Raw genomic sequence first — 12391 nt, forward strand, 5'->3', positions numbered from 1 at the left:
CCCTTGGTCCTTTCAGTATCCTCGAAGGAGATTCTGCTGGTTTTATTTCTTGAAAAACTTCTGGTATTCATTTTCGAAATTAGGAGTGAATATACCCCTTCCGAGAGCAGATAATATTTCCTCTTTCGTCCAGAACCGTCCTCCGTCCAGTTCTTCTTTATCCGGATGGACCGGCCCGTTATAGGTACACCGGTGCACATAGACCAATTCTCTTTCTTTTGTACTTTCAAAGACATAATGTCCCATCGGAACGGGATCGAAGTCGGTAATTCCCAGTTCTTCCCTTACTTCTCTGTCCAGTGCCTGTCCTACACTTTCTCCCAGGTCAATATGTCCCCCGCACGACGTATCCCATTTCCCGGGTTGTATATCCTTCCACACGGGACGCTTCTGGAGAAACAACTCCCCCTTGCTGTTGAACAGGTGCAGATGGACTACTGGATGCAGGATCTTACTGCCATCATGTGCGTGTCCCCGGGTTACAACTCCCAGGATGTTCCCGTTTTCATCCACTACGGGAAACTTCTCTGCTTTATTGTCTCTCATTGATTCTTTCGAAATAGCACCTGCCCCTCTTTTAGGAGTTCCGGCAAGAGGAGTCAGGCTTGCTTTTAATATAAAAATCCTTCACTATGATCCTTGATGTATCAGGATCTTTTTATTCCAATGACTTTACCGCCAGATAGGACCCCTGGAACTCTTCCTCCAGTCCTGAAGGCTTTTGACGGAAGATGCCGTAGACGGCACTGCCGCTGCCACTCATTTGTGCATATACGGCACCATGGTCATAAAGGCGTTGCTTGATGTCCTTCAATTCAGGCCAGAGAGCAAAGACCGTTTTTTCGAAATCATTGGTGAGATCCGTCTTCCACGTCTCTATGGGCTGACGGACGACCTCCCGACAGCATTTTCGGGGCTTCCGACACTCTATCCCTCGGAAGGCTTCTGAAGTACTGATGGATATATCCGGCTTAACTACTGCGATAAAATAACCTGAAAGATTACCCCTCGGACCATCTGCCGGCTCCAGGAGATTTCCCATGCCAGCTCCGAAACTCGGTTCTGCGGAGATGAAGAAAGCACAGTCCGCACCTAACTTGGCAGCATAGCGTTCCATTTCCGGATTACCGATATTCAGGCGGAACCTTTCATCAAGGAGCCTGATCATGAACGCTCCGTCGGAAGATCCTCCCCCCAGACCGGCCTGGGTAGGGATCTGCTTGTACAGGTGGGCATGGACACGAGGCAGGGTGAAGTCTTTTGCCAGGACCTGATAAGCCCGAAGGACAAGATTTTTCTGTTCGTTACATTCAATCCTGTTCCCGGTCACCTTCAGGTCACAGGGACTTTCACTCGGGAATTTCTCATCCATATATTTGATTTCGAGTGCATCATAAATAGGAACAGGATAGAAAACGGTTTCTATACTGTGGTAGCCATTTTCCAACTCCCCGACAATATTCAGGCCGAGGTTGATTTTCGCACAAGGAAATGTAATCATAGTCGTTTATGTTTATTTGTCTATGACAAAATTAGTAAAAAAAGAAATACAATACAACGAATCCTCCTTGTTTTTTTATTAACTTTGCAGTCAAAGCTATAACTAAGATGGCAGAAGAAAAGAAAAACAACAATCGTAAACGGCACACCCCCGCGCCTATCGACGAAAGTTACGGGCACTTACAACCACAGGCCACCGACATAGAACAGGTCGTGATCGGAGCCCTTCTCATTGATAAAGACGCTTTTTCCGTCGTCTCAGAAATTCTCCGTCCGGATACTTTCTATGACCCGAGGAACCAGAAAATCTATCAGGCCATACAGACCATGAATCTGGAAGAACGTCCTGTGGACATCATGACGGTCATAGAAGAACTTAAACATGAGGGGTCGCTGGATGAAATAGGAGGGCCTGCCTATGTCCTGGACATCAGCCAGCACGTGGCCTCATCGGCGCATATAGAATACCATGCCCATATCCTTGCCCAGAAATACCTGGCGCGTCAACTCATTCATTTTGCAAGTGAGGTGGAGACAGAGGCTTTTGATCCCCAGATAGACGTGGATGACCTGATGCAGAAAGCCGAGAGTTCCCTTTTTGAACTCTCCCAGAAAAACATGCGTCAGGACTATACGCAGATAGATCCTATTATCCATGAGGCGACGGAGATCCTTCAGCGTGCGGCAAGCAATGCTGGAGGGCTTACCGGAATCCCGACGGGATTCACCCGCCTTGACGAAATTACCAGTGGATGGCAGAAGAGTGACCTGGTGATTATTGCCGGCCGGCCGGCCATGGGCAAAACATCTTTTGCCCTGAGTATTGCTAAGAGCATTGCCGTAGATCACCATATCCCCGTAGCTTTCTTCTCCCTGGAAATGAATAAGGTCCAACTTGTGAACCGTCTCATTTCCAATGTGTGCGAGATACCGGGAAACAAGATCCTTAACGGACAACTGGACAATGATGACTGGGAACGACTTGATAAGAAACTCCGGCTGCTTATCGGGGCTCCTTTGTTCATTGATGATACGCCCGGACTTTCAGTTTTTGAACTCCGTACCAAGGCCAGGCGTCTGGTCCGTGAGCAGCACGTCCAGATTATCATGGTCGACTACCTGCAGTTGATGAATGCCAATGGTTCCCGTTTCAGCAACCGTCAGGAAGAGGTCTCTACCATATCCCGTTCTCTCAAGGGTCTCGCCAAGGAGTTGGATATTCCTATCCTTGCCCTTTCACAGTTGAACCGTACGGTAGAGAACCGCGAAGGACTCGAAGGCAAGCGCCCTCAGTTGAGCGATCTTCGTGAGTCCGGAGCCATCGAGCAGGATGCCGATATGGTACTTTTTGTCCATCGTCCTGAATATTATCATATCTATGAGGATGAAAAAGGGCATGACCTTCATGGAATGGCTCAGATCATCATTGCCAAGCACCGTAAGGGTGCTACCGGTGATGTACTGTTACGCTTCAAGGGCGAATTTACGACCTTCCTGAATCCGGAAGATGATAAGGTTTTTGCACCTCTTCCACCACAGGACGGAGGGGAGATCATTGGCAGCAAGATGAACGGCGATAGTGATGAACCGCCGTTCTGACCAGAGCACGTAAAAATACAACAGAAAACAGGCCGGATGATCGAGAGAAACTCCGGCCTGTTTTCTGTTGCCCCTTCAGATAGCATTATTGTTCTTTGAGGATCCCTCCCTGGAACAGTCTTTGCCGTGACCCATGTGTGAGGAGGTGGTCCTGTCTTATGATCAGGGAGATAAATATATAGTATAATACAGTAGGTAAATAAATGAATCCGTAACTTTTTTTATTAAAAAAGTATTTATTTGTTTGCTTATATCATTTTAATTCCTTACCTTTGCCCGCAACAATAAATAAAGCAAATGATTCCACAGATTATACTAAGCATCATTATTCGAATTCGACTGCATCCAGTGGCCGGAAGTGATGGGGTATGTGTATAGTTTTGTAGGACTACGTATAAAAGCCTTTCTCACTTCTGGTATAGTGAGGAAGGCTTTTTTGGTAAATGAAAGTAAATGACTAACAATTTTTGAATATGAGAGACAGATTGTTTATTTTTGACACAACACTTCGCGATGGCGAACAAGTGCCGGGTTGTCAGTTGAACACGGTAGAAAAGATTCAGGTAGCCAAGCAATTGGAGCTGTTGGGTGTTGATGTGATTGAAGCCGGATTCCCCATCTCCAGTCCGGGTGATTTCAATTCCGTAGTAGAAATCAGTAAAGCTGTCACCTGGCCGGTTATCTGCGCCCTGACCCGCGCGGTACCTAAGGACATCGACTGTGCGGCAGAAGCGCTGAAGTACGCCAAACGTAAACGTATCCATACCGGACTGGGAACGAGCGATTATCATATCAAGTATAAATTCAATTCCACTCGTGAAGAGATTCTCCAGCGTGCTGTCGATGCCGTCAAATATGCTAAAAAGTACGTGGAGGATGTTGAATTTTATGCCGAAGATGCTGGCAGAACGGATAATGAGTATCTTGCTCAGGTCTGTGAGGCTGTCATTAAAGCGGGTGCTACAGTGGTCAACATCCCGGACACGACCGGATATTGTCTTCCGGATGAATATGGAAACAAGATCAAATACTTGATGGAGCATGTTGATGGAATAGAAAAGGCTCAGATTTCCACCCATTGTCATAATGACCTGGGTATGGCGACAGCTAACACCTTGCAGGGAGTCTTGAACGGGGCCCGGCAGGTTGAGGTCACGATCAATGGCATCGGTGAGCGTGCCGGCAATACTGCTCTTGAAGAAATTGCCATGATCCTGAAATGTCATAAGGATATAGGAATCGATACGAATATCAACACGACTAAAATATGCCCGACATCACGGATGGTATCCAGTTTGATGAACATGCCTGTCCAGCCTAACAAGGCAATAGTGGGGCGTAATGCGTTTGCTCATTCTTCCGGCATTCATCAGGATGGTATCTTGAAGAATGTACAGACTTATGAAATCATAGATCCTAAAGATGTCGGACTGGATAATAATGCCATTATCCTTACTGCCCGCAGCGGTCGTGCAGCACTCAAGTACCGCCTGAATGCAAATGGTATAAAGGTCTCAGAAGATAAACTCAACGAAATTTATAAGAAGTTCCTGGCCCTTGCTGACAAGAAAAAGGAAGTGACGGATGACGATGTCATCGCCTTGTCGGGTGCTGCATCAGGGGCACACAATGTCAAACTGGACTATCTTCAAGTCACTACCGGTAAGGGCGTGAAGAGTGTTGCCAGCATAGGCCTGGATATTTCCGGTGAGAAATTTGAAGAATGTTCGTCCGGTAATGGGCCGGTTGACGCGGCTATCCTTGCCTTGAAGCGCATTATCCGTAAGCAGATGACCTTGAAGGAATTTACCATCCAGGCTATAGACAAAGGATCTGATGATGTGGGAAAAGTCCACATGCAGGTGGAATATGATGGTCATATCTATTATGGGTTCGGTGCAGACACGGACATTGTAACAGCCTCCGTGGAAGCCTACATCGACTGTATCAACAAATTCAGCAATAAGTAAAATAAGAGAGAAAAATGAACACATTGTTTGATAAAATCTGGGACCGGCACGTCGTCCAGATCGTAAAAGACGGCCCTACACAACTTTACATTGACAGACTTTATTGTCATGAGGTGACTTCCCCTCAGGCTTTTGCGGGGATGCGCAGCCGGGGCCTCCGCCCTTTCCGCCCCGGACAGATCTACTGTATGCCGGATCATAATACTCCTACACATGATCAGGATCAACCTATCGAAGATCCTGTATCCCGTAAACAGATAGACATGCTGGACAAGAATTGTGCAGAATTCGGGCTCAGGGAATATAAGATGAACACACGGGACAATGGCATCATCCATGTCGTAGGCCCGGAGAAAGGACTGTCTTTGCCGGGAATGACCATTGTCTGTGGTGATTCCCATACGTCTACTCATGGGGCTGTAGGAGCTCTGGCTTTTGGCATCGGAACGTCTGAGGTCGAAATGGTCATGGCCTCCCAATGTATTTTGCAGCAGAAACCGAAGTCGATGCGGATTAATATCAATGGAAAACTGGAAGCCGGTGTAACGGCGAAGGATGTTGCATTATACCTGATGAGCCAACTGACGACATCCGGTGCTACCGGATATTTTGTGGAATATGCAGGACAGGTGGTCCGGGATATGACCATGGATGGCCGTCTCACACTTTGCAATTTGTCCATTGAGATGGGTGCGCGTGGTGGCTTTGTCGCTCCTGACGAGACCACCTTCGCATTCCTCAAGGGCCGTCAATATGCTCCTGAAGGTGCAGAATGGGATAAGGCTGTGGCATACTGGAAAACATTGAAAAGCGGCGAAGATGCGGTGTTTGATAAAGAACTCAACTTCAAGGGGGAGGACATCGAACCACGAATTACGTATGGTACCAATCCTGGAATGGGCATCGCCGTTGACGGTATGATTCCTGTGCTGTCCCAGATTCCTGCGGAGGATCAGGCTTCTTTCAAAAAAGCCTTGAACTATATGGGCTTTACCCCCGGTCAGAGGTTGCTCGGACATCCCGTTGATTATGTCTTTCTCGGAGCCTGTACCAACGGACGGATCGAGGATTTCCGGGCTTTTGCCAAAATGGTCAAGGGACATCATAAAGCTGAAGGAGTTACTGCATGGCTTGTCCCGGGCAGTTGGCTTGTTGACCGCCAGATCCGTGAGGAAGGTCTTGACAAAGTATTGGAAGCTGCGGGATTCAATATCCGCCAGCCCGGATGCTCTGCCTGTCTGGCCATGAATGATGACAAGATACCTGCCGGCAAGTATTCCGTATCTACCAGCAACCGTAATTTTGAAGGACGGCAGGGCCCTGGCTCCCGTACGATCCTTGCCAGTCCGCTTGTAGCTGCCGCTGCTGCTATCACGGGAAAAATCACAGATCCGAGAACCCTCTAAAAAGTTAGTAAAATGAAACAGAAATTTAATGTGATTACCTCTTCTTGCATCCCTTTGCCTTTAGAGAATGTAGATACAGACCAGATTATACCTGCCCGTTTCCTGAAAGCCACAGATAAGGAGGGCTTCGGGAATAACCTTTTCCGTGACTGGAGATACCATAAAGACGGAACCCCGAAAGAAGGGTTTGTCCTTAATGATCCGTCTTATTCGGGCGTGATCCTGGTGGCCGGCAAGAATTTCGGTTCAGGATCATCCCGTGAGCATGCAGCCTGGGCTATTGCCGGCTATGGCTTCAGGGTAGTGATCAGTTCCTTTTTCGCGGATATTCACAAGAACAACGAACTGAACAATTTCGTCCTTCCTGTTGTAGTCAGTGAACCTTTCCTGAAGGAACTGTTTCGTAGCATCCAGGAAGACCACAAGACACAGGTAAAGGTGGACTTGCCCCGCCAGACGGTAACGAATCTTGCAACGGGACATTCCGAGCATTTTGAGATCAACGGTTATAAGAAACACTGTCTGGAAGAAGGTCTGGACGATGTGGATTTTCTGGTGAAGAACTTAGATAAAGTTGAAGCTTGGGAGAAAGCAAACAGCCTGAGTTTCCAGGATTAAAGTAATCATGATGTGATGAATAGTGATTCAAGCAAGAAGATAATAGAAATCATGGATTCAACACTCCGTGACGGTGAACAGACCAATGGGGTCTCGTTCCTGCCTCACGAGAAGTTGATGATCGCAAAGGCTCTCCTCGATGTAGGGATAGACCGTATAGAAGTGGCCTCAGCACGGGTCTCTGATGGTGAAAAAGATGCCGTCAGCATGATCTGCAGATATGCGGCCAGCCACAATCTCCTGGACCGTATAGAGGTGCTGGGGTTTGTTGACGGTACAAAATCGGTTGATTGGATCAAGGATTGTGGGTGTCATGTCATCAATCTCCTGGCAAAAGGATCATTGCGGCATTGTAATCTCCAACTCCATAAAACTCCGGAAGAGCATATTGCTGACATAAAAGGGGTAATCGAATATGCGCATAGTCAGCATTTTACCGTAAATCTCTACTTGGAGGACTGGTCCTCCGGGATGATGCATTCCAGGGATTATGTGTACCGGATGATGGATGCCCTCAAGGATGCCGGCATCGCCCGTTTTTTACTGCCTGACACACTGGGGATCCTGAATCCTTTCAATACGAGAGACTACCTTGAAGAGATGATCTCCAGATACCCTGGGGTGAAGTTTGATTTCCATGCTCATAATGACTATGGCATGGCCGTAGGTGACTCTTTTGCAGCAGTCAAGGCAGGGGCCACCGGACTTCATGTCACCGTAAACGGACTGGGGGAACGATGTGGCAATGCACCTTTGTCCTCTGTGCAGGTGATGCTTCATGACCAACTCGGTGTCTCCACTCACGTAGATGAATCGGGACTCGTTGATGTCAGTCACCTCGTGGGAGGATACAGCGGCATCTGCGTGGCTCCGAATACTCCGGTAATCGGTGACAATGTGTTCACCCAGGTTGCAGGCGTGCATGCAGACGGGGACAAGAAAGCTCACCTCTACAGCAATGCCCTGGTACCGGAACGTTTCGGACGTCATCGTGAATTTGCCTTGGGAAAGAATTCCGGTAAGGCTAATATTATCCAGAACCTGAAAGAGCTTGGGCTTGAACTGACTCCTGAACAGACAAAAACCGTGACGAAAAGGATCACGGAACTGGGTGACAAGAAGGAGTTGGTCACACAGGATGATTTGCCTTATATCGTGAGTGATGTTCTCAAGCACAATGCGCCGGAGGATAAAGTGAAACTCGTAAGTTATATGGTATCAACGTCTTATGGTCTTAAACCTATAGCAAGCCTTAAAGTGAACATCAATGGGGTGAACTATGAAGCAGACCATACCGGTGATGGCCAGTATGATGCGTTCGTGAAAGCCATGCGCAAGATTTACAAGGAGAAACTGAATCGCACTTTTCCGATGCTGGACAACTATCAGGTCAGTATTCCCCCCGGGGGACATACTGATGCACTTGTCCAGACAGCTATCTCCTGGCATTATGGTGACCGGTCATGGCGTACCCGCGGACTGGATGCTGACCAGACGGAGGCCGCCATCAAAGCTACCTTGAAAATGCTCAATCTTTTTGAGAAAGATGAGAGCAAGAAGGGAGTGACAGCATCCGAAACTCTAACAGATAAAGAATAAAGAACTTTATAAAAAAATGAGAATGAACTTGAAAATTGCTGTTCTGGCCGGTGATGGTATCGGCCCGGAAATCATGAAGCAGGGCGTAGCTGTTCTGGACACTATCGGTGAAAAATTCGGACATACTTTCAGTTATGCACCGGCAGTCTGTGGGGCTCATGCTATCGACACGGTAGGGGATCCGTTTCCTGACTCCACCTTTAAAACCTGCATGGACTCAGATGCTGTACTTTTTGCCGCTGTCGGAGATCCTCGTTTCGACAATGATCCGACCATAAAGGTACGGCCGGAGAATGGCTTGCTTGCCATGCGCAAACAACTGAGTCTTTATGCTAATGTACGCCCGGTGGCCACTTTTGACTGTCTGCTCCACAAGAGTCCTCTGAAGGACGAGATCATCAAGGGAGCCGATTTTGTCGTGATCCGTGAGTTGATCGGGGGAATGTATTTCGGCAAGAAGCATCAAGATCATGATATGGCTTTTGATACCGACATCTACACCCGTCCTGAGATCGAACGTATCCTGAAGGTAGGATTCAAGTTTGCCATGAAGCGTCGCAAGCATCTCACGGTCGTGGATAAAGCTAACGTCCTGGCCAGTTCCCGTCTCTGGCGCCAGGTAGCCATGGAGATGGCACCGGAATATCCGGAAGTAACGACAGACTATATGTTTATTGACAATGCTTCCATGCGTGTGCTGACAGAGCCTCGTTTCTTTGACGTGATCGTCACGGAAAACACCTTTGGTGACATCCTTACGGATGAAACCAGTAGTATTACGGGATCCATGGGTTTGCAGCCATCTGCTTCACTGGGTGATCATACACCTTTGTTTGAGCCGGTTCATGGGAGTTGGCCACAGGCAGCGGGAAAGAACATCGCCAATCCGATCGCTGAAATCCTTTCTGCCGCTATGCTGCTCGAACATTTTGAATTGAAAGAAGAAGGGGCGTTGATCCGTAAGGCCGTCAATGCCAGCTTGGAAGCAAATGTGCGTACACCTGAGATTCAAGTTGAGGGTGGCAGGAAATATGGCACGACGGAAGTGGGGGCATGGATTGCCGACTATATCCGGAAGGCAGAGTGATCCTATGGCAGGAAGGACCGGATAGGGTCCGGCATCTTTCCTGATGGTTTACCCACGATGGGAGATGGGAGCATCTTCCCCGTGGGTGTTTTATTATCTGATGGATGAGAATCATTAATTTTATCTAACAGAAGCGGTGATTCTTTGGGCCATTCCACTTTTTTTGTAACTTTGCCGATAAAAATAATGACCATGCGTAAACTCTTTATGATCTGTATGCTCACCGTCTTGTCCGGAGGGGCTGTCATGGCTCAGAGTAATCAGGCTCTGAGGGATTCTCTGTCAAAAGCTACGGAGATCCTGGCTTATCATCCTGATAGTGTGGACCTGCGCTTGAAAAAAGTGGCATGGAACATCAAGTTGGAACAATGGCAGTATGCCAAGGATGATCTGGATAAGGTCCTTTACCTCAGACCGGGAAATATCGCCGGACTATTTTACCGGGCATACGTGAATGAAAAACTGGACCGGTATAATTTCGCTCGTCTGGATTATCAGAACCTGCTGGCCATCGTTCCCGGTAATTTTGAGGCAGAACTGGGACTTGCCTTGCTGGACCAGAAGGATATGCATTACACTGATGCTTATGATGAGATCAATGATCTCGTGGACCAGTATCCTGACAGTGCCGTGGCATACGCAGCCAGAGCGGGTATAGAGGTGGAAAGGAAGATGAACGATATAGCTGAGTATGATTATTCCAAGGCTTTCCAGTTGGACTCTGCCAATATAGACTATCTCCTGGACCGTGCGAACCTCAGGATCAATCTGAAACGCTTTGACGAGGCTGAAGATGATTTGAAACTGGCTGTCAAACTGGGTTATCCGAGAGGAGCGCTTATCGGCTATTATCGCAAACTCAAATATATGAAGAAGAAATAAAAACAATGATTAAAGGTATCAGCAAGAGAGATTGTCTTATTCTGCTTTTTTCCTGTCTTTTCTTTTCGGCGCTGCCGGCACAGAATACGCCGAATGCCCGGCAGGCGAGAAGGATATTCGGTGAGGCCTACGAACAAATATATGGTCCTCATGGAGCTGAATTCAATTATGCCGTAAATGTAATAGGAATTTACAAGACCTCAGGCACGATGTGGATAAAGGGGGAGAAACATAAGTTTATCGAACGTCAATGTTCTGTATGGGATGACGGCAGAGAGTTCTATAGGGTAAACCGAAAAAAAAGAACCGTAGAACTATATAATGCCGGTTCTTCGAAAAAGGACAAACTGTTTTCTAAATTTTCTTTTAGTCCTGACGATTATGACTATCATATTTCCGATAGCTGCAGTGGGTATCTGATCACCCTGGACGCCCGTCCTGGTACACGGGGCATTAAACATATCAAAGCGACCATTGACAAACATACCTTAGTCCCTAAATTACTGAAGATCAAGGTCTCTTTTTTCTGGGCAAAGGTGACGATCTATGGATTTCATAAAGGAAATATTGATGATCATATCTTTCATTTCCCGCGCTCTGAGTTTTATGGATACCGCTATATTGATAAGAGATCGGAGGACTGATCAACAGCTTTTCCAGGGACTTGGAATGACTTTCCTGTTTTCTGATCGCTCACGACAATAAGGCAGTTGATCGTGTCACCATGTCAGTTATAGCCTTCGGGCACGTTTCTTGCAATCCAGCATGAAGAATCTGGATCCGGGAAGGTTAAGGTAACCCACCCGGAAGGAATCCGGAGAGACAGGAGGTATGATGATGAAGATTGTAATGTTATTAGCAGGTTTGTTTTTCATAGCAGGATTTATTATTCAGGATACATTCAAGAACGTAGAAAACTAATTAGAGAGTTATAAGTAAAAAATGAAAGGGTCAGATGATGGATACGATCATTCATCATCTGACCCTTTTTATTTTCCCATCCGGTAACCTGTACCGTTTCCTCTTTTCAGTGAACATCCACTTTGATGACGACAACCCGCAGATGCTGGTCTGGCTCATCCGTCAGGACTTTCGCGATATGCCAGTCGCCCGGGAAGAAAATGTTAAAGTATCCGGGATGACTTTTGATGAATTTAGCCCGTTCCTTGACATAGTCATAATGGATAACATCCCGTGACAAGTCATATTTACAATTAGCCTTACTCGTATAGTGGTCAATCAGTCCGAAACCTTCAATCCCCTTTACCACATACTGAAAATCAATATGATGGTAATGACTCTCTGATCCCCGTTTTTTCAAAGAATCATTCGTACCGTCTTCCACACTAGCCACCATAGTTGTGCCGGCAATAGGATGCCGTCCGGCAGGCAGAGTCAGCAAGTCTGTATTTTGGAGCCAGTGAAACAGGGCCTTCCATTGCCCGGGGTTCTTATGATACTGCACATAAAAGTCCACATTGTTCACACTGGCATCCGGGGAGGCCTTCGTGAATCCGTTTCTCCATGAACCGGAAGCAACCCATTGTCTCGCTGTTCGGATCAGTTCCTGGTCTTGTACATAATGGGTGTAATAACCTTTGTCCCGGGCTTGAACGGAGATGGCCATTAGCAGGGACAGGCTGAAAAGGATAGATTTCTTGATGTTCATACTGATAAAGATATTGAAAAGGGGACAGATTCTCACCAACTGTCCCCGTGTATTGCTTTCA

Annotated in this window: 12 protein-coding genes; 8 read left to right on the forward strand and 4 right to left on the reverse strand. The window is 47.1% G+C overall.

Annotated features, from left to right (window positions below; genetic code table 11):
* Nucleotides 1–42: 42 nt before the first annotated feature.
* Entirely contained in the window at nt 43–546 is a 504-nt protein-coding gene (locus tag ACYRYG_RS00920; protein ID WP_293418446.1) for an NUDIX hydrolase, read from the reverse strand.
* Nucleotides 547–658: 112 nt separating this feature from the next.
* Nucleotides 659–1501, reverse strand: a complete 843-nt coding sequence (gene ispE / locus ACYRYG_RS00925; protein WP_293428945.1) for a 4-(cytidine 5'-diphospho)-2-C-methyl-D-erythritol kinase — start codon at nt 1499–1501, stop codon at nt 659–661.
* A 107-nt stretch (nt 1502–1608) separates the two neighbouring features.
* On the opposite strand from ispE, the gene dnaB reads away from it, so the two are divergent.
* From dnaB to ACYRYG_RS00965, 8 genes are all read left to right on the forward strand, one after another.
* Complete coding sequence (gene dnaB, locus ACYRYG_RS00930; RefSeq protein ID WP_460197333.1) at nt 1609–3099, forward strand: replicative DNA helicase; 1491 nt, start codon at nt 1609–1611, stop codon at nt 3097–3099.
* Nucleotides 3100–3572: 473 nt separating this feature from the next.
* Complete coding sequence (locus ACYRYG_RS00935; RefSeq protein WP_293418440.1) at nt 3573–5069, forward strand: 2-isopropylmalate synthase; 1497 nt, start codon at nt 3573–3575, stop codon at nt 5067–5069.
* Between the two features lie 14 nt (nt 5070–5083).
* Entirely contained in the window at nt 5084–6475 is a 1392-nt protein-coding gene (gene leuC / locus ACYRYG_RS00940; protein ID WP_460197334.1) for a 3-isopropylmalate dehydratase large subunit, read from the forward strand.
* Between the two features lie 12 nt (nt 6476–6487).
* Entirely contained in the window at nt 6488–7093 is a 606-nt protein-coding gene (gene leuD, locus ACYRYG_RS00945; RefSeq protein WP_293418436.1) for a 3-isopropylmalate dehydratase small subunit, read from the forward strand.
* A gap of 15 nt (nt 7094–7108) precedes the next feature.
* Nucleotides 7109–8692, forward strand: a complete 1584-nt coding sequence (locus ACYRYG_RS00950) for an alpha-isopropylmalate synthase regulatory domain-containing protein (protein ID WP_293426892.1) — start codon at nt 7109–7111, stop codon at nt 8690–8692.
* A 22-nt stretch (nt 8693–8714) separates the two neighbouring features.
* On the forward strand, nt 8715–9779 hold the full coding sequence (gene leuB / locus ACYRYG_RS00955) for a 3-isopropylmalate dehydrogenase (RefSeq protein ID WP_293418432.1): 1065 nt from the start codon (nt 8715–8717) through the stop codon (nt 9777–9779).
* A gap of 192 nt (nt 9780–9971) precedes the next feature.
* Nucleotides 9972–10661, forward strand: a complete 690-nt coding sequence (locus ACYRYG_RS00960; RefSeq protein ID WP_460197336.1) for a tetratricopeptide repeat protein — start codon at nt 9972–9974, stop codon at nt 10659–10661.
* Nucleotides 10662–10666: 5 nt separating this feature from the next.
* Nucleotides 10667–11305 (forward strand): LolA-like putative outer membrane lipoprotein chaperone, encoded by a 639-nt coding sequence (locus ACYRYG_RS00965; protein ID WP_293418430.1) that lies wholly within the window; start codon nt 10667–10669, stop codon nt 11303–11305.
* Between the two features lie 87 nt (nt 11306–11392).
* Here the strand turns inward: ACYRYG_RS00965 and ACYRYG_RS00970 are convergent, their stop codons facing one another.
* Both ACYRYG_RS00970 and ACYRYG_RS00975 read right to left on the reverse strand, forming a co-directional pair.
* A complete protein-coding gene (locus ACYRYG_RS00970) occupies nt 11393–11536 on the reverse strand; it encodes a hypothetical protein (RefSeq protein WP_293418428.1) in 144 nt (47 codons plus the stop codon).
* A gap of 152 nt (nt 11537–11688) precedes the next feature.
* Nucleotides 11689–12330 carry a NanQ anomerase/TabA/YiaL family protein gene (locus ACYRYG_RS00975; RefSeq protein ID WP_460197338.1) on the reverse strand — a complete coding sequence of 214 codons (642 nt, stop codon included), beginning with the start codon at nt 12328–12330 and terminating at the stop codon, nt 11689–11691.
* Nucleotides 12331–12391 lie beyond the last annotated feature (61 nt).

It is taken from the genome of Segatella asaccharophila (assembly GCF_054687055.1).

Bases quoted from the DNA above. Each gene is read 5' to 3' on its own strand.
- ACYRYG_RS00920 (WP_293418446.1), bottom strand. From the start codon at position 546: ATGAGAGACAATAAAGCAGAGAAGTTTCCCGTAGTGGATGAAAACGGG.
- ispE (WP_293428945.1), bottom strand. From the start codon at position 1,501: ATGATTACATTTCCTTGTGCGAAAATCAACCTCGGCCTGAATATTGTC.
- dnaB (WP_460197333.1), top strand. From the start codon at position 1,609: ATGGCAGAAGAAAAGAAAAACAACAATCGTAAACGGCACACCCCCGCG.
- ACYRYG_RS00935 (WP_293418440.1), top strand. From the start codon at position 3,573: ATGAGAGACAGATTGTTTATTTTTGACACAACACTTCGCGATGGCGAA.
- leuC (WP_460197334.1), top strand. From the start codon at position 5,084: ATGAACACATTGTTTGATAAAATCTGGGACCGGCACGTCGTCCAGATC.
- leuD (WP_293418436.1), top strand. From the start codon at position 6,488: ATGAAACAGAAATTTAATGTGATTACCTCTTCTTGCATCCCTTTGCCT.
- ACYRYG_RS00950 (WP_293426892.1), top strand. From the start codon at position 7,109: ATGAATAGTGATTCAAGCAAGAAGATAATAGAAATCATGGATTCAACA.
- leuB (WP_293418432.1), top strand. From the start codon at position 8,715: ATGAACTTGAAAATTGCTGTTCTGGCCGGTGATGGTATCGGCCCGGAA.
- ACYRYG_RS00960 (WP_460197336.1), top strand. From the start codon at position 9,972: ATGCGTAAACTCTTTATGATCTGTATGCTCACCGTCTTGTCCGGAGGG.
- ACYRYG_RS00965 (WP_293418430.1), top strand. From the start codon at position 10,667: ATGATTAAAGGTATCAGCAAGAGAGATTGTCTTATTCTGCTTTTTTCC.
- ACYRYG_RS00970 (WP_293418428.1), bottom strand. From the start codon at position 11,536: ATGAAAAACAAACCTGCTAATAACATTACAATCTTCATCATCATACCT.
- ACYRYG_RS00975 (WP_460197338.1), bottom strand. From the start codon at position 12,330: ATGAACATCAAGAAATCTATCCTTTTCAGCCTGTCCCTGCTAATGGCC.